We start from the raw sequence: 22,054 nt of genomic DNA on the forward strand, positions 1-22,054 counted from the left end.
CGACAACACCCTCTGATAGAACGCCCTCTCATGCCTGAACTGCCAGAAGTCGAAACCACCAAGACCAGCCTTAAACCGCTGATTGGTCAACGCGTGACTGCAATTGAAGTCAGGCAGCCCAGCATGCGCTGGCCTGTGCCGAGTGATCTAGGCCTTCTGCAAGGTCAAACGCTGGTGAGTCTGGAGCGACGCGCCAAATATATCTTGGCGCATTTTAAGCATCTACAGACTGATCAAGCTGGGAATAGCTTACTACTGCACCTCGGCATGTCTGGCAGTTTGATGCTGGTACCCGCAGAACAACTGCTGCGCAAGCATGACCATGTGCTGATCAGCTTTGAACACACGCAACTGCGCTACCACGATCCACGTCGCTTTGGCGCAGTGATGTGGCTGGATCAGGACTCACAATCCCTGTTAGCAAAATTGGCCCCCGAACCGCTGACCGACGACTTCAATGCGGACTACCTGTTCGATAAACTGAAAAATAAGAATCTTGCGATCAAAGCCGCGATCATGGATAACCATTTGGTGGTGGGTGTAGGCAATATCTACGCGACCGAAGCCTTGTTTCACACCCATATCCACCCCCTGCGGCCAGCTAAAAGCCTATCTAAAGACGAAGTAATCTCACTCACCAGTGAGATTAAACGTATTCTTACTGCAGCGATTGCATTGGGCGGTTCAACCTTGCGTGACTACGTCAATGGCATGGGCGAAAATGGCTACTTTCAGCAAACGCTGGATGTCTATGGCCGGGCAAAACAGCCTTGTCATCAATGTCATACACTGATCGAAACAGTCAAAATTGGACAGCGTGCGAGTAGCTATTGTCCAAAGTGTCAACCGCTTGGCACAGTCGCCTCTATTGATTAAAAAATTACCCTCATTCACGAGGCTTAAGCACTTGCACGACTGCCTGAGGCGCGTTACAGTCACAGTAATGACACAGGAGTACAACAAAATGGTTTTATTACAGGGACAAATAATGAAACGTGCAATTGCTTCCATGCTTTTAGTCACAATGATGACCGTATCTCTTCCCGCCTCCGCAACCGATATCGTCGAAGACGATACCACAAGCAGCCGTCCGACCGTGTATGCCATGGGTCTGGATGCAGGCTTGGTTCGTCCTGTGGGCTTGGCAGCAACGGTGATTGGTGTCGGCTTATTCGTGGCAACCTTGCCGTTTAGCTTGCTCGGCGGCAATGTCAAAGAAAGTGCCAAGACACTTGTGGGCGACCCTGCCCGTCTGACCTTTTATCGCTGCCTCGGCTGCACCACCGGTCAAGACAATGAAAATACTACGGCTCATGAACTGCATGATGATGCGCAATAAGACTTTGCGTTAAGCGATTTATTCGGTCTATCGTTAGACTGTTGTAATAGTTATTCATGCTTTAGAACTGCATAAAAAAACGACCCTTGGGGTCGTTTTTTTATGTTCATCGTTAATGCAATTATGGACGGCGACGCAGTTCGTCACGGATCTCACGCAGCAAGGTCACATCTTCTGCAGGGGCTGGTGCAGGGGCTGGTGCAGCAGCTTCCGCCTTACGGACTTTGTTCACTGCTTTGACCATGAAGAATACAACCAATGCCAGTAGGAAGAAGTTGATCAGAATGGTGATGAAGTTACCGTAAGCCAGTACGGCAACATCAGCTTTTTTCAGCGCGTCGAGTGTAGTGAGGTGTTGCGGATTATCACCCAAAACCAGAAAGAGCTTGGAGAAATCAATCTTGCCACCAACGATAAAAGAAATGATCGGCATGATGAGGTCATTAACCACAGAATCGATGATTTTACCAAAAGCCGCACCGATGATCACACCCACCGCGAGGTCAACCATATTGCCTTTAACGGCAAAGTCCTTAAATTCTTGTACGATACTCATGAGGGAGACTCCAAAGACAGTTATTAGAACAAAAATGTTAAACAGTTATCAATTTTGACATCTTTCAGATTGCTTGACTGCCAATCTATGAGTCACTGTATACACTTTTTTTTTGAAAAATTCGAGTATCTTCATGTATGACATCAAGAAAAGAGCACAAACGGTCTATTTTTAGACATAAAAAAAACCGCTCGCAAATGCGAACGGTTTTTTTTATGCGTGGGTTAATTAATTGCCACGGCTATTACGTTTACGCTCGCTTTCGGTCAGGAAGCGCTTACGCAGACGAATTGACTTCGGTGTGACTTCAACTAGCTCATCATCTTCAATGAACTCAAGTGCTTGTTCAAGGGTATGACGGATTGGTGGAACCAGCGCAATCGCTTCATCAGTACCACTTGCACGCACGTTGGTCAGCTGTTTGGCTTTGGTTGGGTTAACCGCCATGTCGTCGCTACGTGAGTTGATCCCGATGATCATGCCTTCGTACACTTCAAGCTGTGGATACGCAAACAAGCGACCACGTTCTTGCAGGGTAAACAGCGCATAACCGAGTACAGTACCTTGTACCATCGACACGAGCACACCGTTTTGGCGTTTCGCGACTGAACCGGTTTGTGCCGGGCCGTAATGCGAGAAGCTCGAGGTCATGATGCCAGTACCAGAAGTCATGGTCAGGAACTCTGAGCGGAAACCGATCAAACCACGTGAAGGCACAGTTGCCTCGATGCGGGTACGACCTTTACCGTCTACTTCCATATTGGTCATTTCGCCGCGACGCAGACCCATTTGTTCCATGACGCCACCTTGATGTTGATCTTCAACATCAAACATGACATTTTCGTATGGCTCGCACTTCACGCCATCGATTTCTTTCATGATTACTTCAGGACGGGCTACACCCAACTCGAAGCCTTCACGGCGCATGTTTTCGATCAGAACAGACAGATGAAGTTCACCACGACCGGATACTTTGAAACGGTCTGGAGAATCTGTATCCTCAACACGCAGTGCCACGTTGTGAATCAATTCACGATCCAAACGATCACGAATCGCACGTGAGGTCACATACTTACCTTCTTTACCTGCGAATGGTGAGTTGTTGACTTGGAACTGCATGCTCACGGTTGGCTCATCCACGGTCAGTGGTGGCAACGCTTCGACGTTTTGTGGGTCACACAACGTATCAGAGATGTTCAAGCCTTCCATACCGGTTACACAGACGATATCACCAGCGCGTGCGCTGTCGACATCAATACGATCCAGACCGTGGTAACCCATGATCTTCAGCACGCGACCGTTACGCTTGTTGCCTTCTTTATCAACGATCACAACTTGGGTATTGGTTTTTACCGCACCACGTTGAATACGACCGATCCCGATAACACCCAAGTAGCTGGAGTAATCAAGGCTGGAAATTTGCATTTGGAACGGACCATCTGGATCCACATCAGGTGGAGCAACTTTTGAAACAATAGTTTCAAACAGTGGGGTCATGTCGTCAGCCAAATCATCAGGTGACAGACCTGCGATCCCGTTCAACGCAGATGCATAAACGATTGGGAAATCGAGCTGTTCTTCAGTTGCGCCCAAGTTATCAAACAAGTCAAATACTTGATCAACGACCCAATCCGGACGCGCGCCTGGACGGTCAACTTTGTTGATCACAACGATTGGCTTTAGACCCTGTGCGAACGCTTTCATAGTCACGAAGCGAGTCTGTGGCATTGGGCCATCAACTGCATCAACCAAGAGACATACGCAGTCAACCATTGACAGCACGCGCTCTACTTCACCACCGAAGTCGGCGTGTCCTGGGGTATCCACGATATTAATATCGTAAAGTTGACCGGTTTTCTTATCGGTCCAACGAATGGCGGTGTTCTTCGCCAAAATGGTAATGCCGCGCTCTTTTTCAAGGGCGTTAGAGTCCATTACGCGCTCAACTTCAGCAGCACGGTCACCGAAAGTTCCTGATTGTTGAAGTAGTTTATCAACAAGTGTTGTTTTGCCATGGTCAACGTGAGCGATGATGGCGATATTGCGAAGGTGCAGTAACTCTGACATGAAAAAGCCGCGAATAAATAAAAATGACGCGGCATTATACAGGAAAATAAGACCGTTTGATGACTAGCGGTTCAAACTGTATGCGATTTAATCAAATTATATGGTAACAAGCGTAAAAAAAACTCTAAAAACAAAAAACAGCCACCCAATGGGTAGCTGTTTTTTTACCAAACACTCAATGAACCGATCCAAGAATCAGCCCATTGAGTACGCTTGGGTGTAGCTGTGACGCCTCACCAAGTAACGAATTACTTAGTAACGGTACGGCTACCAGTGATCACTGCAACCACACGGCGGTTCAGAGCACGGCCTTCTTTGGTTTTGTTTGATGCAACTGGCTCATCCCATGAGTAGCCTTTTGCAGTCAAACGACCAGCATCGATACCGTAATCTTTAACCAGTGAAGATTTAACAGATTCAGCACGTGCTTGTGACAAGCGGTCGTTCAGTTTACGTGAACCAGTGCTGTCGGTATAACCTTTGATCTCAGCAGATGCATTGCTGAATTCTTTCAGCTTGTCTGCAACTTTTGCGATTTCTGGTTGATACTGTTTCTTGATGATTGATTTGTTGGTGTCAAAGAACACGCGCAATTCAAGTTTCAAGTCTTCGGTCAACACTTGTGGTGCTGGCGCTGGAACAACAACTGGTACTGGTGCTGGTGGTGGCACTTCAACTGGTGCTGGAGCTACGTATGGACGCTTGTGACCGCCCAAAGTGATTTGCAAACCAGTGAATGCTTTCCAGTCGAGCAAGCTATGGTCAGTATTTTCTACGCCACGGCCTTCAACACGAAGTGCCAATGCGTCGTTGATGCGATAGAACGCACCGAGACCCAAGTTAGCAATGGTGTCTTGGCTCTTAACGTGGAAGCCTTTATCGTTAACGTTCAGTTCTTGATGACCCGCACCGATCAGGATGTATGGCTTGAATTTGCCATCGTAATCATGAGTGATGAAGTCGCTGTTCAACAAGAAGTTACCTTCGATTGAACGTACACGGCCGTCGTGTTCACCATTGATGGTGCCACCTGGAACGTGAACAGAACCTTGGTTACGGGTTTCGTTATACTGAGCTTCGATGCTGAGTGATGGAGTCAACTCGTAACCGATCGCGATCGCGCCAAGTACATCACCGTAAGGCTTGAAACCTTCGCCGTAAGGCGCGTATTTGCCAACTTGGCTGCCTGGTTGTTTGATAGTGTCAGGAGCTGAACTATCAAAACCTTGCCAACCAACCATTGGGGTTACAGTCAGGCCAAGACCTGTGGTTTCAGCATGAACAGCTACTGATAGCGGGGCCGCTAATAGAACAGCCAACGCAACTCGATTTAACTTCATAAATTCCTCCAAAGGGACGTAAGAACAGTTTGAAATCGACCAGTGCTACACTTTTAGAATTTGGTCGAGAATCGCTCAAGTATTTAGGATGAAAAAATACTTTCTTGCTTGTAGCGCACACAATAGCACGATGTTTGAATTGAAGCGAGTGTTACATCTTGTTTCAATTAAAATTGAGCAAATTTTTTGTTATCAACAACAAACCGCTGCACGTAACTATTGCAAAAATTTTTTTATTCAAATATTTCTAGCTTTAAACCGCAGTATCTAGAACCAATTGAAAAAAAAACTTAACTCAAAAAAAACTATTTCAACCTACAAAACTAAGCATCTGGTCCATTGGAATGGACCAGATGCCTGAGGAAAACCTTTAAGTAACGTCAGATACGAATTACTTCGTAACTGTACGGCTACCTGTGATCACTGCAACCACACGACGGTTGAGTGCACGGCCTTCTTTAGTTTTGTTCGATGCAACCGGATCATCCCATGAATAACCCTTCGCAGTTAAACGACCACCGTCAATACCGTAGTCTTTAACCAATGATCCTTTTACTGCTTCAGCACGTGCTTGTGACAAGCGATCGTTCAGTTTACGTGAACCAGTGCTGTCGGTATAACCTTTGATCTCAGCAGATGCATTGCTGAATTCTTTCAGCTTGTCTGCAACTTTTGCGATTTCTGGTTGATACTGTTTCTTGATGATTGATTTGTTGGTGTCGAAGAACACGCGCAATTCAAGTTTCAAGTCTTCGGTCAGCTCTTGTGGTGCAGGTGGTGGAACAACCACTGGAGCTGGCGCTGGTGCTGGAGCAGGTGGTGGTGGCTCTACATAAGGACGTTTGTGACCGCCCAGTGTGATTTGTAAACCAGCCAGTGCTTTCCAGTCCCATGTACCATGAGAAGGTTCACTGATTGCACGACCTTCACCACGCAGTGCGAAAGTATCATTCAGGCGGTAGAACGCACCCAGACCTGCGTTGATAATCACACCCGTATCATGGATACGGAAGCCTTTATCATTGGACGTTAAATTCTGGTAACCCGTACCAATCAAGGCATAAGGTTTGAATTTGCCGTCGTAATCATGAGTAATGAAATCGCTATTTAGCAAGCCATTCAACTCATAAGAACGCGTACGCACATCCACCTTGCCCGGTTGAATCACGCCGCCATCACTCTTGGTGTAATGAACCGCACCGTCACCTTGCTTTTCTAAGTAGTTAAACTCAGTACTGAAAGATGGAGTCAGTTCATAACCCAGTGCTACGCCGTATACAACATCATCGTACGGGTTTAAAGCATGCCCATACGTTGGGAACTGTGCTTGACTGCCAGATTGTTTTAAATGTTTGGTCGTTTCAGTATGGTCCATTACACCGGACCAACCACCTAGTGGTGTGACACTCAGGCCCAAACCTGTTGTCTTGCCAAAAAGACCTGGGAAAGAATTGGTTACTGGATCCACAGGATCAGTAGAATCCGCATGAACAGCAACTGATAGCGGAGCCGTTATTAAAACAGCTAGCGCAATTCGATTTAGTTTCATAAATTCCTCCAAAAGGATATTAGAACAGTAATTAAATCGACCGGTGCCACACTTCAGAAAATCAGGTCGAATATACATCAACCACTCAAATTACAATATTATTCTGTAAACTGATTCACACATTATCACGATGTTTCACACGAAGCGAGCGTTACATCTTGTTTCAATTGTTAACGAACCTAGCGCTCGCATCTGTTGATGTTTAGTAAACATCCAATTCCATAGGACTGCAAGTAATTTCTTTCATATCCTAGGGATATTGTATAACAATCCATCTGCACCAGAAAAGCCGCGGCCGAATTTGAGCGCATCAAAAAAAACAAAAGCTCAGTCACATCCATCAACTTACGGACAAAATATGCAAATAAACCATTAATAAAAAACGATTTTATTTAATTCAACATCACCCCAAACCCAGTCAAGCATCAACGTTCCATATCAGTGCACCCAAGAACACCAAAACCCTCAAATACCGCACTCAACGAATAATTATAATCAATAAAAACATAAACTTATATTAAAATTAAGCCCATATTTTCATAAAACCAATACACGCACATTGTATGAGCATCAACTTACCACTTTAACCTCAAATACGCCTAATTTTTAAGCATTTTTACCGACGAAATGCTTAAATTTACCGACGTGAAACGTCACAATGTACAAAATAAATACGTTAGACCTGTCATTTTTTGCCTCAAAGCGACATTTTTTTAAACCACCCCAAAATTACTGAACAATAATACAGCAGCTCTCATTTTTTTACGAAATAAACATCTACCAAAAGCCAATCAATACACACTTTTAACAGAATCATCATAATCTTAGCGAATTACTTTATCAGTCTTCTATGATTAAACTCCCCTCATAAGCACCTTGATATCGCCTATTTAAGCACCTTGATATCGCCTATTATTGACTCCATCATGACCTCGTCAGTCAAAATGTATAGCGACAGCGTGCGTGTAGATTTTGTATCATTACGCCCGTTAAGTTCACGGCGATGTAACTACTATTTATTTCTTCTTTTGTTGTGCAGATTTAATCTAAAGTGTTTGCATCTATTAATTATTCCAAACTTTCATAGTCATCATCTGGAGCTCTCATGAGTGAATCTATCGTAATCGTTGGCGGTGCACGTACTGCTATGGGTGGTTTTCAAGGCGTATTTGCCAATGTTACCGCGCCAGAACTGGGTGCAACTGCGATTCGCGAAGCAGTCAGCCGTGCTGGCCTGCAACCAACCGATATTCAAGAAGTGATCATGGGCTGCGTACTCCCAGGTGGTTTAAAGCAAGGCCCTGCGCGCCAGGCAATGCGTAAAGCAGGCTTACCAGATACGACTGGTGCCGTGACGATCAACAAACTCTGTGGTTCAGGCATGAAAGCCGTCATGCAAGCCGCAGACATGCTGGCTGCAGGCAGTGCAGACATCGTGGTTGCGGGTGGCATGGAATCCATGAGCAATGCACCGTACATCCTGCCTAAAGCACGTACTGGCCTGCGTATGGGTCATGGTGAAGTCAAAGACCATATGTTCCTGGATGGCTTGGAAGATGCTGAAACCGGTCGCCTGATGGGTTCTTTTGCTCAAGACATGGCAAACACCTTGAGCTATACCCGTGAACAAATGGATGACTTTGCGATTCGCTCACTAAAGCGCGCGCAAACGGCAATCAATGAAGGCTACTTTAAAGATGAAATCGTACCTGTGACTGTAAAAGGTCGTGCAGGTGATGTAGAAGTGGTTCAAGATGAACAACCACTGAATGCCAAACTCGACAAAATTCCTACATTAAAGCCTGCTTTTGCCAAAGACGGTACGATTACTGCAGCTAACGCGAGCTCCATCAGCGATGGTTCATCAGCACTGGTTCTGACCCGCGAATCCACCGCGAAAGAAAAAGGCTTGACCCCGCTAGCACGTATCCTTGCCACGGCATCGAACTCACAACACCCAAGCGAATTCACGATTGCTCCAGTGGGCGCAATTGCTAAAGTTCTGCAAAAAACCGGTTGGGCAGCCAGTGATGTGGATCTGTGGGAAATCAACGAAGCATTTGCGATGGTCACCATGGCCGCTATCGACAAATACAGCCTCGATGCCGAAAAAGTAAATATCAACGGTGGCGCCTGTGCACTCGGTCATCCAGTGGGCTCAACCGGTTCACGCATCATCCTGACCCTGATCCATGCACTGAAGCGTACTGGCGGCAAAAAAGGGATCGCAGCATTGTGTATCGGTGGCGGTGAAGCCACTGCGGTCGCGATTGAGTTGGTTTAATCGGCTTAACGCGCTAAAGTAAAAAACGAGCCGAATGGCTCGTTTTTTTCGTCTCATGCAAAAATATCATTAATAACAAGAATGCTATAGCGTTTACATACGCACGCCGTATATTAGCGACACCCCAATGGAAGAGCATAAATCGGCATGACTAGCCTTGTGATTGAGTGGTGTCAAACTGCTGACCCAGATCTCATCGATACGTTGACTCATTTTTTTGTGAGTCATATCAACCCGGCTTATATTTCACATTCAGAACTGCAGAGTGGTAGAGCCATCACGACTAATGAATGGCATAGCAATATTTCTGAATTCATCAGAAATGATTTTATCGAAGCATTGATCGTAAACAACGACCCGACACCCAGCATCGCAACAGCACGAGACGATTCGGGCGCACTGATTGGACTCGTCATTATTTCCTTTCCTGATCGTCGTTTCGAGCATACCAAATTTGCCAGAGTTGATGATGTCGTCGTGTCTCCGCACATGCGCGGTCTTGGTGTGGGAAAAAAGCTGGTCGCGTGGATTGCCGGGCAACTTAAAGCGGCGGGGGTTCAACGCTTATTCTTGGAAAGTGGCGTGAATAACCATGGCGCGCATACGTTTTTTAAGCAGCAGGGGTTTGAGCAGGTGTCATTGACGATGATGCGGGAGTTGTGAAACTAGGACGGCTTATCGCTTATTGGCTGTTTCCGCCTTCCCTCAACAGCGAATCCGCCATGGCTTGAATGGCTCGGCAATCGTATAACTTCGTAAGCCACGTCTCTGGGATCTGACGCTCACTATAAAAAGCCCCAGCTAATTGCCCGCATATTGCTGCAGTCGTATCCGCATCATCGCCAAGGTTAGCCGCTTGTAAGATCGCTGCCTCAAAACTTTGAGTATGATAAAAACACCACAGCGCCGCCTCTAGGCTTTCGACAATATAGCCTGAACCTTTGATCATCTCGATCGATTTTGTTTTATAGCGACCTGCGGCAATTTCGATGATCTTCGGGCTGCTGAAATTCACATCAGTAACCGCATCTAAAATCTCATCCTTACTTTTGCCCGCCAGCGCCCGTAATAGGTAGATGGTAAATAATGCACAGGCATCCAAACACTCTGGCGCACCATGCGTGGTACGACTACTTTCACGCGCAAAATGGATGGCCTGTTCAGGCTGGGCAGAAAAATACAGTACCACAGGCGCTAAATGCATCAACGAGCCATTGCCTGCACTATTTGGATTTTCACTGCCTGAAAAAGGATTTTCGCTTTGCAAAAAGTCCATCAATGCCTTTTGCACCGTCATGCCGATATCAAAGCATTCGCCTGTACTACTGAGATAACCATAGCGATACCAATTCACATAACGACGCATTTGATCGGCGGCATCGAAACCCTGATTTCGAATCAAACTCTCGGCAAGGCACAGCGCCATTGATGTGTCGTCCGTCCATTGCCCTGCTTCAAGCTTGAAATAACCACCACCAATCATATCGGTTAAAGGCGGGAACGTGCCGCGTGGCATAAACTCAACAGCCGTACCCACCGCATCGCCGACAGCTAATCCCACTAAACAACCGCGATATCGATCTGGGTTCATCTGGTTGTTTCCTTCAATTCAATTAGCGCCCCAACCGCTTCAACACCTCAGCCGCCGCCACCATCCCAAACACCGACGTGACGGTCATCGCTGAACCATAGCCACCGCACTGCAAACCGCCTGTGTTGCAACTGGAGTCCGGTACAAAAGGATTATCAATCGAGTAGATACAGGTAATGCCAAACTTCTCTTTCGGCTTCTTGCACATGCCATTGGTGCGCAGTTCACGGCGAATCTTGGCCAGCATTGGGTCTTGTTCGGTCTGGGAGAGATCAGCCACGCGCACCTTGAGCGGATCCAGCTTACCGCCTGCGCCGCCTGAGACAATCAGCGGAATCTTGTTAAAGCGACAATGCCAGATCAGGGCGATCTTGGCTTTGACATCATCAATGCAGTCCAGCACCACATTCGGCTTATTGGCCAGCAGGTCTTTGACGTTATCCGGTGTCAGGAAGTCATCAATCAGATTAAGTTTGATGCGTGGGTTGATGGCGCGAGCACGATCCGCCATAACACGAATCTTGTCGTAGCCAAAGGTTTCGGTCAGTGCAGGAAGCTGGCGGTTAATGTTGGACGCCACAAGCACATCCATATCCACCAAAGTCAGCTCACCGACGCCACTACGCGCCAGCGCCTCGACCGCCCACGAACCAACCCCGCCAATGCCAATAACCATGACATGTGCCTGCTCAAACTGGGCAAAGGCTTTATCACCATAGACTTTTGACGCCCCGCCAAAGCGACGATCGTACTGATCATCCTGCGCCAAAGCTGACGCTTGCTCCACATCAGGGGTGTTCACTTCAGTGGCGTGTTTTATGACCATATTCCCAATTCAACCCTAAACATTGCTGCGTATTGTGCCAAAGTATCTGGGCTAATGCCTTTTTTTCAATGCCGAGTAACTGTACTAACTCGTCCAAGACCGCAGGCAGATTGACCGGGGTATTGCGAGTATGCGCTTCGCCTGCGACACGGCAGCAGATCGGCGTCATATCCGGACAGTCGGTTTCTAGCACCAAATGCTCCGCCCCCACCGCTTGCACCACGGTGCGCAAACGCTTGGCATTGGGATCAGTGACGAGACCATTGATACCGAGTTTAAAGCCGAGTTTGATAAACGCTTTGGCCTCCTCGATTCCCCCACCAAAGGCATGGGCGATGCCGCCGCGTTTAAAGCGATGTTGCTTCAGGATCGCAAGGCTATCAGCATGCGCACGGCGGATATGCAGCAGTACGGGCAGATCATGCGCTTTGGCGATTTCCAGTTGCTGACTAAAGAAGTTTTTTTGCCGCTCATAGACGGCAGGCAGTTTCATCTCTGCGGTGAACGTATCCAAGCCGATCTCCCCCACCGCAATGCATGTTTCTGCACGCAGGAGTTGATCCAATTGAATCAAATCAGCATTCTGATGCTGCTGGATATAAAAAGGATGTAGACCGGGTGCAAGCAGGGATACTGGACTGTGAGACTGTGCATTCAATTGGTGATGAATGGTGGTGAGACGCTCAAAATAACGCGCCACATAACCAATCAAAATCAGCGCCTCGACACCTTGCGCCGATGCCTCCTCCGCAAGCTGCGAGCGATCATGATCGAAGTCTTCAACATCGAAGTGGGTGTGGGTATCGATCAATGACCAAGGAGGCATACCATAGCTGCTTTAGAGATATTCAGGTTTGATGATACCGCTCAACTTGGCGTAAGGGATAGTGAATTCAGGCATGCCTGATGAATAGGGACCGATTTCATATTGACCGTAATGAAAAACCAATCCAGCAGGATTTAGTTCGATATTCTGCGTCAAAATAAACTTCCATGTTGTCTCATAGGTTTTCAGGTCAGTTTCAGGGCTGGTCTTTTTCACCCATGCCGTGAAGGCATCGTAGACCAAGTCGCGCAAGGATTGGCGTTGCCCGTCAATCAATAAGTCATCCAGTTGGACTTGTCTTTGCTGAACGATATCGAGTAAATAATATTGGTTAATGGCGCCGCCATGCGCACCGCCCGTATAAAAACTACTGTTGATCTTGAATTGCAGCAGACGGAGCCCTCGTGGACCCAAGCTCTCTGCCTGAACTTTCAAGGTATAAGGGGCACCTGCCCAGCCTTTTTGAACACTCTCATTGGAGCCCGCCACGACCCGATCAACGATCTGCTGCAACGTTAAATCGGGATTGAACTCGCCATAACCTTGGCTGAGCCCCCGAATTTTTTGATCTAAAAATTGATTCACCCAGTCATCGCTGGTGTTTAAGCGCTGAATGCTGATGTCTGGACAGAGCTTGCCCTCGCAGGCGGGCAAGGTGTAATGCGCCTGTTCTGACTTCACCTTAAAATACTGGGTTGATGATTGCGGCGAGAGTGCTGTCCCAGACACCTGACTGACTGCGGGCGTCCCATGAATGACAGTTGTGTTTTGTTGGACGCTATCCGTTTTCTCTGTGCTACATGCGGTCAGTAAAAAACTACCGCTGACGATTAATACACCCATCCCCAGTATCGCTTTCATAAACCCGCCTTGCTCAAAATTTATCCGACGCTAGCTTATAATAAATCATTGATGTGTAGAATTATTACGCAAATTACTTTTGATGAACTTGTGTAAATTATCGCACTAAAAAACTCTCTTCAAGAGCGTTCCAGTGATTAAATGCAAATACCGTGCACATCGACAGGAAATGCACGGTATCGGTCGTAGGCCTCAAGGGAGGTCTGATGCTGTTTTAAAGATATTCAGGTTTGAGGATGCCACTTAATTTGGCGTAGGGAATCGTAAATTCCGGCATACCCACCACATAAGGGCCGATCTCATATTGACCGTAGTAGAAGGTCAGGCCGTTTTTGTCAAGCGCGAAGTTATGGGTTAGCTTAAACTTCCACATCGATTCGTATTCTTTGAGATTGGCAGTAGGGTCACTGGCCTTCACCCAACGGGTGAACTCCGCATAGACCACTGCATAGAGTTTTTGCTTTTGGCCTTTGATGACCAGATCATCCAGCCGCAGCTGTTTATGCTGAGCCAGATCCAATACAAAATAACTGTTTACCGCACTGCCGTGCGCGCCGCCGGTGTAGTAATCGCCACTGACTTTAAACTGCGCCAGATTGGTCCCACGCTGTCCGATGTCTTCGGCATTGATGGACATGGTGTACGGCACGCCCATACCGCCATCTTGCGCATCTTCATTGGAGACTTTTACAAAGGCATCGATGTTCTGCTGAAGGCTGGTGCGATCACTGGGTTTCTCGGAGAAGCCCTGACTGAATTTCAGAATTTGATGATCTAAAAACTGGTTGACCCAGGGATTGTTGGTTTCCAGACGATGAATATCGACTTTGGGACATTGATCGCCTTGGCAGGCGGCTAAAGTGTAGTGGGCTTTTTCTACTTTTGCCGTCAGCGGCGGTGTGGCTGTGGGTGCCGGTGAAGACGCTGGAGCACTGCCCTGTATTTCTGTTTTCTGCTGGGCGGCAGATGACGAATCGGTGTCGGATTTTTTCTTGTCGCAGGCACTCAAGATCATGCCGCTACTGACAATCAATACCCCAACCCATATGCGCTTTTTCATCGCCACCTCCCCAGTCAAAATCTAAATACGAACTGTGAGCTTATAACAACTTGCCGATCTGTACCGTTTTGCTCCGCATGTTTTTTAGTGACCTTATGTAAGCAGAGAGCGATTTAACATCCTGATTCACAAGGTCATGTCATACCGATGTCATCTGACCATGCTGTGCTGATCCAATTCCCTTAAGAGGTTGTTTTCACCTGCCAGCCAGAATCCATCAGCACCACACTGCGCTGCTCGTGCGTGGGGTTAAAGGCCTGTGCTGCAACATTTTTAAAAGCGACTTTAAAGGCAGGTGTTTTTGCCCAATCGGCAATATCGGCCACATCATAGGAATAGGTGGCGGTGACCTCCTGCCCCAGACCATTTTGGGCGGGTTCCCACTTGAGCAATTGATTGAGTGAGCGACTGGCAAAGCACACGTCGGCTGGACGAACAGCACCACTGACATCCTGCCCAACATCCCGATAGAACTTTTGCCCTAAATCAGTCAGTTGATAACTTTTTGCGATATTGGAGCCGCCGATGTCTGCATTCTTGAGCGCGACATTGATGCTGGAGACCAGACCTGCCTGCTCCAGCACCTGCATTTGACCTGCAATACTGCTGGGGAACCGCTGAATCATTTTTAAATCATCTGGCTCTACAACGACAGGCCACTTGGATAATCCTAGACACAGCGCACCATCCTCTTTGAGATAGTGTTTGACGGCAGCGCTAATGCTGCTATCACTGGCAACTTTTGAGTTACTACAACCACAAAGCAGAACAACGACAACGATGCTAGACCACGACAACGCTTTAGACATGACCAATCCTTGGCTCTATGAGGAGTATTTATTGAAATAAAACAGTAACAATACACGATACCACACTCAAGGTTCCGCCCCAACGGCGAAACCTTGAAAAAATGATCAACTCACTTAAACGATTACTCGCGATGCTCACGGGTTGAGCGGAACTGGATATCCGGCCAACGCTCCTGCATGATCTGCAAGTTCACTCGACTCGGTGCAAGGTAGGTCAGGAAGCCACCGCCGTCTTGCGACAATTGGTCATGGGCTTTTTTCTTGAACTCTTCAAACTTTCGCTCATCGGTAGATGATACCCAACGCACGGTCGAAATCGTAATTGGCTCATACACGCAGTCGACCTTGTATTCCTCTTTCAAGCGGAATGCGACCACTTCAAACTGGAGTACCCCAACCGCACCCAAGATCAGGTCGTTAGAGTTAAACGGCATAAAGACCTGCGTTGCACCCTCTTCCGAAAGCTCTTTCAAACCTTTTTGCAATTGCTTGGATTTCAGCGGATCTTTCAAGCGTACGCGGCGGAACATTTCAGGCGCAAAGTGCGGAATTCCGGTGAAGTGTAGCTTCTCACCAGAGGTAAACGTATCACCAATCTGGATCGTACCGTGGTTATGCAGACCGATGATATCGCCCGGCCATGCTTCTTCAAGATGCGCTCGCTCCCCCGCAAGGAAGGTCAGCGCATCGGCAATACGAATCTCTTTGCCGACACGGACATGCTGCATCTTGACGCCTTTTTCATATTTGCCTGAGCAAATGCGCATAAAGGCGATACGGTCACGATGTTTTGGGTCCATGTTGGCTTGGATCTTAAACACAAAACCGCTAAAACCGGTCTCGCTGGCTTCAACAGTACGCTCAACCGTCGGGTGATCTTTTGGACGGGGTGCCCAATCGACAAAGGCATTCAGCACTTGATCCACACCGAAGTTACCGAGCGCAGTCCCGAACAGTACGGGGGTTTGCTTACCGCTAAGGAACAAATCAAGATCGAGCGGATCACTAGCGACTTGCACCAACTCCAACGACTCTTCAAAACGCGCAAACTCTTGACCCATGCGCTCACGAATATCCGGATGGTCGTAACCTTGGCGGGTTTCAATTTCCACAATTTCTGAGCCATGACCCGGTTTGTACATATACAGACGATCTTCCGCCAAATGATACACACCGACAAAATCACGGCCTTTACCCAGTGGCCAAGTGATCGGCACACATTTGATCTTCATCACGTTTTCGATTTCATCGAGCAGTTCTAGCGGCTCGCGAATCTCACGGTCGAGTTTGTTTACAAATGAGATGATCGGGGTATCGCGCATACGACACACGTCCATCAGCTTGATGGTGCGCTCTTCCACACCCTTTGCACCGTCGATCACCATCAGCGCTGAGTCCACGGCGGTTAGAGTGCGGTAGGTGTCTTCACTAAAGTCTTCGTGGCCCGGGGTGTCGAGCAGATTGATGATGTGGTCGCGATACGGGAACTGCATGACGGAAGTCGTGATCGAGATTCCGCGTTCTTTTTCCATCTCCATCCAGTCGGAGGTCGCATGGCGGTCGCTCTTACGGCTCTTGACGGTCCCTGCGATCGCGATGGCTTTGCCCCACAGCAGCAGTTTTTCTGTGATGGTGGTCTTACCCGCGTCAGGGTGAGAAATAATAGCAAACGTACGTCTAACCCTTATTTCATCTAGGATTTGTTGATTCATAATGTGGTGTTTTCAATGATGATATCCGGCTGCGGACATCAATTTTATAAACGCTACCCGAGATTTAAGGTCGTAGACAGCATGAAAGTGTCGCGCATTATAGCACTTGTCATTTGCATAATTGTAGATTCAATGATCGGCGCCGCAGGGAAATGCATCACGTCTAGAACAGCTTAAACCTTATTGCTTCACAGAAAAATTTGATATAAATACTGGTTTAAGCTAATCAGAGAATACCTAGACTCAATAATAACGTTAAAAACGGTATTTCTATTCATGGCACTACTCCACAAGGACACCTTGAAGTTTCTTTTTAATTTTTTTGATTCCCCTCTCCTCCAAGAGTTACTTTTCTAATCCGCCATATTTGCTGATTAAGAAATCAATTCTTACTAATTAATTAAATTTTTATAAAAAGAAATGACATTATCAATGTGCAACTTTATGGATATACGTTGCGTATTAATGTTTTTCTAACAAATATTAAGGATAGATAATCATGCAAAAAATTATTATTGGACTCACTGCACTTCTTATATCAAGTTTAACTTTAGCAGCAGACGTTACAAATGATACGGCTATCCCAGCAGGTGGCAGCGTATCTAGCACGATCGGAAGTCTAACTGGTAGGCTGATCACACCAAAAGATTTTGGTGCTAAAGCTGACCGTATTGTTATCGCAAATGGAGGATCAATTACATCCGGTAGTACATCATTTACGGGCACGACAGCGAGCTTTGTTTCTGGTGACATTGGGAAAACCATTGGTATTAATGGCGCAGGAACTTCTAACGGCTCTTTTTTTTCTAAGATCGTGTCAGTGAGCAGTCCCACAAATATTACGATTGCTGATCCAGCACAATCTACGGTGACGAACACCCCTTATACCTATGCAACCGACGATAGTACATCTGTTCAAAATGCTATTAATGCGTCAAGCAATAAAACTCTTTATTTAGGAAATTATACTTATTGTGTTTCTAATTTAAACGTTACTGGATCAGTAACCATTATTGGCCCAACAAAAAATATTAGTAATTCTGGGTTCGTAAACTGTGCAGCCAATCAAAATATCTTAACATTTGCAACCACTTCTAATGGGGCTATTCTCAAGAATGTGTTCATTTATGCTGGCAATGGTGGCGTTACTACTGCTGGAACTGCGATATCTGCATTAGGAACACTTACCGCAATTGAAGATGTATTGATAGCTGGTCCTTGTATTGGCTTTGATGTAGCCGGGAATAATGTTTCTTTGAATCGTATTCAGGTCATGGGAATGCCTCCTCAAAGTTCAGATTTCACTTGTGGTGGAATACGAATCGGGCACACGACTACACAAGGAGGGACTATCGATCCCCATATCACCAACTCATTGATACAAGCATCCGGAACTGGCTTTGGTATGAGAATAGAGGACTGCGGGGGGTGCTGGGTAGGTCGTAATGATATCTTAAGTGCGGCGGGGTATAACACATGGATCATCCCTGGGTTGAACCAGCACGTAGATTGGGGAAACTTTGTTGATACCGTTCTTTCAGATACCCCCAAATTAAATGGCGTATTTATTGATACCGCCGATTCAACTGCAAAAATTCAAGGCTTGCAATTTACAGGCACTTGGGCTTCAAATGCTGGCGTTGCTAATAGCGGAGGAACTAATATCATTATTAGAAACTCAGCGGGAGGCCTAGTTAATGGCCTTCATTTTGTTTCTCATCGATCTGAAGGAAACAGCGGTGGAGGGAACTCTATTGATGTTGCTGGCAGTGTTAACAATTTTAGTCTCGTTGATAGCCAAGTTTGTGGGTATAACTCGGCAAGAACTGGTGTTTACATTCAAGACAGTGTTCAGAACTTCCAAATACGAAATAATGTCATTGGTGGTACTTGTGATGGCTATGCATCAACTGGGGCATCGGGAGTAACCATTGTCAGTAATAACGGCGGCGGTATTATTACTGGCAACGATCTTCGTGCCAATACAGAGCCATTGAATCTTGGTAGCCTTGTAGATAGCAGTTATGTCATCAAAGATAATTTAGGCGTAGACGACATAATCCCCAATATTACATCAGCCTCAATAATTGCCCCTAAAGCAAGTTCAACAATTAATTTGACTGGCTCAGCAACCGTAAATGGTATTCGTCAAGGCTGGCAAAATCGCCAGCTTACTATTGCTACGCCGAATTCAATCCTCTTCCAAACAGGGGGTTCATCAGGATTGGCTATTTGCAATAACTACACATCTACAGCTGGCGTACCAGTGATTGCAACTTACATTAATGGATGCTGGATGTTGAAATAACGTTTAATAGCATGTTTCTAAAATCAATTATCGATATTAAGTTTTCATTTATTAGGTAGGTATCGTAAGTTACGATACCTACTTTTTACTTTATTTCACCATCTCACAAAAAATGGGCTATCAACGTCTTACAAAAGCATAGCCTCTTTACTCACACCAGCTTCCTGACTCAAAGAATGGTGCCGACGTCATCTGTCTATGTTGCACAATGACATTTTCCCCACTTAGGTCTCGTATGCCTCCTAGACACGAATCTCTTTTAGGAGGATCAATCATTTTTAACTCATAAGAGTGACCTGTTTTTGGGAAAAAGCTAAAGCCAAGCTGGCATAAAGAAACATAGCCTATATGAACGTCGCTTGTGACCGCACTCAGGGCGACTTCAAATGTTGTATCTAACAAAATCGGCTCAACTGAACGACTTCCTGCAGGTTCTCCTTTAGCAAGATTCCGACCTTTACATTGATAACTAGAATCATGAATCTGTAATGCTACAGGACGTGATGAGAGATTATTTAAATAAAACTTCGCCGTATTTTGACCCGTAGGATTTTTATATATAGGTGTAGTATCGCAACCAGTAAGTAAAGAAGAAATGAGTCCCACAAAAGCTAAAGTTTTTAATTCCATCATATGTTTACTATCTAATTAATATTATTAAAAGATACTAGAAAATGATACGAAAATACAATATAAAAATCTAAAATCACAAGAAATGAGTATTGAATCTGGTTTCCAAAATACGATCTTGATCTCGTGATGGCTATCATCATTCTTGTTCTGCAAGCAGCCCTTTAGTATCTATCTCACGTTCACGCCGATACCTCACCTGATACGTAAGCACCGTCAACGCCCCCGCAAACCCAGCCGCCGCCCCAATCCCCAGTGCCCAACGAGCCCCGAAAGTATCCGCCACCCAACCCACGATGGGCGCCCCTATCGGAGCGCCGCCAAAGGCAATCGCCAGCAGTATCGCCACCACCCGTCCACGCATGGCAGGTTCTGTAGAGAGCTGGATGATACTGACCGATCCCGTCGTCAGGACTTGAGCAGAAATCCCAATCATGACGAGCACCACGGCAAACAGCCAATAGTTGGGCATGAATGCGGCTAGGGTAAAACCGATGCCAAAGATCAACGCACTCACACCCAAAAGTGCGATGGGCATACGGGCACGCTTGGCGACAAGCAACGCACCAGTCACCGACCCGACCGCCATGATCGAGGTCAGAAGACCATAGTGACTTGCGCCGACATGAAAGACCGTGACCGACATGGTCGAGATAAAAATCGGGAAATGCAGTCCAAAGGTGCCCACCAGAAAAATCATGAATAGCAAGGCTTTTAGGTCTGGGCGCTGCCAGATATAGCGAAAGCCATCGGCAAAGCTACCACGTGTCTGTGCGGTGACTTCTTTACGATGCAGTTCCTGTACGCGCAGCACAAAGAGTGCGCCCAATACTGCCGCAAATGAGAGTGCATTGATCAAAAAGACCCAGCCCGTTCCCACACCCGCAATGAGGAGACCTGCCACCGCAGGACCGATCATCCGTGCAGAGTTAAATGACATGGAGTTCAGCGCGACGGCATTGGATAGATCGGTTTCCCCGACTAACTCGGAGACAAAAGTCTGCCGCGCTGGGGCATCAAAAGCGACGACACTGCCAAACAGAAAAGCGAATACATAGACATGCCATAACTGCACAAGTCCTGTCAGTGTCAACAGACCGAGTCCCAAGGACAGCAGCCCCATCAAGGCTTGCGTCACAAATAACAGTTTGCGTCGATCAAAATAATCCGCCGCATAGCCAGTCAGCGGCAGCAGTAGAATCTGCGGACCAAACTGAAGGGCCGTGACGATGCCAAGTGCCGTGGCGTTGGTATGCGTCAGCTCTGTCAGTACGAGCCAATCCTGTGCAGCACGTTGCATCCACGTCCCGATATTGGACACCAGCGCCCCGCCTGCCCAGATCCGATAGTTATGACCCGCAAGCGAACGAAAAAGGCCTGTTTGAGAATCACTCATGAGCTTTGGGAAAGATTCCCACCATTAAAACGACCAAAATGACGCGCCAGATATAGCGCTATCGACAAGCCACCTGTACCCAGTAGCAGTGCATCAGATGTCGCCTTTAGGTCAAAATTGCCTACGCGGCTGATCAGTACATAACCCACAGCAAGATTAAAAAAGCCCCACCAGACATTCATTGTCGATGAGGAAAGACCCTCGCCGCGCGGTGTAGCAAAGGGAGTCTGAAAAGGACGACCCATGACGCCACTCACCAGATGTGGGATGGAATTGGTCAGGAATGCCCCAGCAAAGAAGTAGGATACCGCATGAGATATGGGCATGGTTACGCCCTCTCCTTGAGCAGCGTGATCAAGTCTTGCGTTGAACCCGTCTCACTAATACGCGGGAAAATGCGAGTGATACTGTTGTGATGTGCATCCAAATTCGTGTCGGTGATGGCGTCGGTCACAATGCTGACGTGATAACCCAGCTCATGCGCCTGACGGGCTGTGGACTCGACACCAATACTGGTGGCAATCCCCACAATCACCACTTGCGTCACACCAAGCCCTTTGAGATGTGCATTCAAATCGGTACTAAATGCGCCCCATGTGCGTTTGGTGAGGCGCAAATCTTCAGGCTGTGCGGCGAGTTCAGGCACCAAATCCGTCCAATCAGCGGGGCGCTCACCCCTTGCCATCTGATCGGCACGTCCCGGGGCACCCCCTGCAACATTCACAAGAATGACAGGAAGCTGATGACTGCGGAATTGCTCAGCAATTGCTCGTGCCTTGGCGATCACATCAAGGGGGTCGTGCACCACAGGGAGGGAGACAATGCCTTTTTGCAGATCAATCACAATTAAAGCAGTCTTTGGATCAAGCTGAGTAAAAGCCATGGGAATACCTCGTATGC

The 22,054-nt window shown here is 47.0% G+C and carries 20 protein-coding genes; 5 read left to right on the forward strand and 15 right to left on the reverse strand.

Features of this window, described 5'->3' with window-relative positions; all coding sequences use genetic code 11:
* The first annotated feature begins 30 nt into the window (after positions 1-30).
* Complete coding sequence (mutM, locus tag HYN46_RS13320; protein WP_114899834.1) at positions 31-876, forward strand: bifunctional DNA-formamidopyrimidine glycosylase/DNA-(apurinic or apyrimidinic site) lyase; 846 nt, start codon at positions 31-33, stop codon at positions 874-876.
* Between the two features lie 112 nt (positions 877-988).
* Positions 989-1,339: a hypothetical protein gene (locus HYN46_RS13325; RefSeq protein WP_114900770.1), complete on the forward strand. Its 351-nt coding sequence runs from the start codon at positions 989-991 to the stop codon at positions 1,337-1,339.
* Positions 1,340-1,460: 121 nt separating this feature from the next.
* Here HYN46_RS13325 and mscL read toward each other — a convergent pair whose 3' ends face one another.
* From mscL to HYN46_RS13345, 4 genes are all read right to left on the reverse strand, one after another.
* A complete protein-coding gene (gene mscL / locus HYN46_RS13330; RefSeq protein WP_114899835.1) occupies positions 1,461-1,895 on the reverse strand; it encodes a large conductance mechanosensitive channel protein MscL in 435 nt (144 codons plus the stop codon).
* Between the two features lie 228 nt (positions 1,896-2,123).
* The gene (gene typA / locus HYN46_RS13335) at positions 2,124-3,962 is read right to left on the reverse strand and encodes a translational GTPase TypA (protein WP_114899836.1); all 1,839 of its coding nucleotides are present in this window, start codon (positions 3,960-3,962) and stop codon (positions 2,124-2,126) included.
* Positions 3,963-4,210: 248 nt separating this feature from the next.
* On the reverse strand, positions 4,211-5,302 hold the full coding sequence (locus HYN46_RS13340; RefSeq protein ID WP_114899837.1) for an OmpA family protein: 1,092 nt from the start codon (positions 5,300-5,302) through the stop codon (positions 4,211-4,213).
* 391 nt (positions 5,303-5,693) lie between these two features.
* Positions 5,694-6,851 carry an OmpA family protein gene (locus HYN46_RS13345; RefSeq protein ID WP_114899838.1) on the reverse strand — a complete coding sequence of 386 codons (1,158 nt, stop codon included), beginning with the start codon at positions 6,849-6,851 and terminating at the stop codon, positions 5,694-5,696.
* Between the two features lie 1,105 nt (positions 6,852-7,956).
* Between HYN46_RS13345 and HYN46_RS13350 the strand changes: the two genes are divergently transcribed.
* Together HYN46_RS13350 and HYN46_RS13355 are read left to right on the forward strand one after the other, a co-directional pair.
* A complete protein-coding gene (locus tag HYN46_RS13350; RefSeq protein WP_114899839.1) occupies positions 7,957-9,135 on the forward strand; it encodes an acetyl-CoA C-acyltransferase in 1,179 nt (392 codons plus the stop codon).
* 147 nt (positions 9,136-9,282) lie between these two features.
* Positions 9,283-9,798: a GNAT family N-acetyltransferase gene (locus tag HYN46_RS13355; protein WP_114899840.1), complete on the forward strand. Its 516-nt coding sequence runs from the start codon at positions 9,283-9,285 to the stop codon at positions 9,796-9,798.
* 19 nt (positions 9,799-9,817) lie between these two features.
* Here HYN46_RS13355 and HYN46_RS13360 read toward each other — a convergent pair whose 3' ends face one another.
* From HYN46_RS13360 to HYN46_RS13390, 7 genes are all read right to left on the reverse strand, one after another.
* Complete coding sequence (locus HYN46_RS13360) at positions 9,818-10,726, reverse strand: ADP-ribosylglycohydrolase family protein (RefSeq protein ID WP_114899841.1); 909 nt, start codon at positions 10,724-10,726, stop codon at positions 9,818-9,820.
* Between the two features lie 22 nt (positions 10,727-10,748).
* The gene (locus tag HYN46_RS13365) at positions 10,749-11,552 is read right to left on the reverse strand and encodes a tRNA threonylcarbamoyladenosine dehydratase (protein ID WP_114899842.1); all 804 of its coding nucleotides are present in this window, start codon (positions 11,550-11,552) and stop codon (positions 10,749-10,751) included.
* On the reverse strand, positions 11,530-12,378 hold the full coding sequence (locus HYN46_RS13370) for a TatD family hydrolase (RefSeq protein WP_114899843.1): 849 nt from the start codon (positions 12,376-12,378) through the stop codon (positions 11,530-11,532). The genes HYN46_RS13365 and HYN46_RS13370 overlap by 23 nt, the downstream gene beginning before the upstream one ends.
* A gap of 12 nt (positions 12,379-12,390) precedes the next feature.
* Positions 12,391-13,239: an RsiV family protein gene (locus HYN46_RS13375; RefSeq protein ID WP_114899844.1), complete on the reverse strand. Its 849-nt coding sequence runs from the start codon at positions 13,237-13,239 to the stop codon at positions 12,391-12,393.
* Positions 13,240-13,453: 214 nt separating this feature from the next.
* The gene (locus tag HYN46_RS13380; protein ID WP_114899845.1) at positions 13,454-14,299 is read right to left on the reverse strand and encodes an RsiV family protein; all 846 of its coding nucleotides are present in this window, start codon (positions 14,297-14,299) and stop codon (positions 13,454-13,456) included.
* 182 nt (positions 14,300-14,481) lie between these two features.
* On the reverse strand, positions 14,482-15,108 hold the full coding sequence (locus tag HYN46_RS13385; protein WP_114899846.1) for a hypothetical protein: 627 nt from the start codon (positions 15,106-15,108) through the stop codon (positions 14,482-14,484).
* Positions 15,109-15,230: 122 nt separating this feature from the next.
* Complete coding sequence (locus HYN46_RS13390; RefSeq protein ID WP_114899847.1) at positions 15,231-16,820, reverse strand: peptide chain release factor 3; 1,590 nt, start codon at positions 16,818-16,820, stop codon at positions 15,231-15,233.
* Between the two features lie 499 nt (positions 16,821-17,319).
* Here HYN46_RS13390 and HYN46_RS13395 point away from each other — a divergent pair, with 499 nt between their 5' ends.
* Positions 17,320-19,128, forward strand: coding sequence for a hypothetical protein (locus HYN46_RS13395; protein ID WP_114899848.1), 1,809 nt, complete (start codon positions 17,320-17,322; stop codon positions 19,126-19,128).
* Between the two features lie 147 nt (positions 19,129-19,275).
* On the opposite strand, the gene HYN46_RS13400 is transcribed toward HYN46_RS13395, so the two are convergent.
* The 4 genes from HYN46_RS13400 to HYN46_RS13415 all read right to left on the reverse strand — a co-directional run bounded on the left by HYN46_RS13400 (position 19,276) and on the right by HYN46_RS13415 (position 22,037).
* Complete coding sequence (locus tag HYN46_RS13400) at positions 19,276-19,761, reverse strand: hypothetical protein (RefSeq protein WP_114899849.1); 486 nt, start codon at positions 19,759-19,761, stop codon at positions 19,276-19,278.
* Positions 19,762-19,897: 136 nt separating this feature from the next.
* A complete protein-coding gene (locus tag HYN46_RS13405; protein ID WP_114899850.1) occupies positions 19,898-21,154 on the reverse strand; it encodes an MFS transporter in 1,257 nt (418 codons plus the stop codon).
* Positions 21,151-21,480 (reverse strand): hypothetical protein, encoded by a 330-nt coding sequence (locus HYN46_RS13410; protein ID WP_114899851.1) that lies wholly within the window; start codon positions 21,478-21,480, stop codon positions 21,151-21,153. Before HYN46_RS13410 ends, HYN46_RS13405 begins: the two co-directional genes overlap by 4 nt.
* Positions 21,481-21,482: 2 nt before the next feature.
* Positions 21,483-22,037 (reverse strand): isochorismatase family protein, encoded by a 555-nt coding sequence (locus tag HYN46_RS13415; RefSeq protein WP_114899852.1) that lies wholly within the window; start codon positions 22,035-22,037, stop codon positions 21,483-21,485.
* Between the last annotated feature and the right edge of the window lie 17 nt (positions 22,038-22,054).

The sequence above is a fragment of the Aquirhabdus parva genome (assembly GCF_003351745.1).
GTDB classification, from domain to species: domain Bacteria; phylum Pseudomonadota; class Gammaproteobacteria; order Pseudomonadales; family Moraxellaceae; genus Aquirhabdus; species Aquirhabdus parva.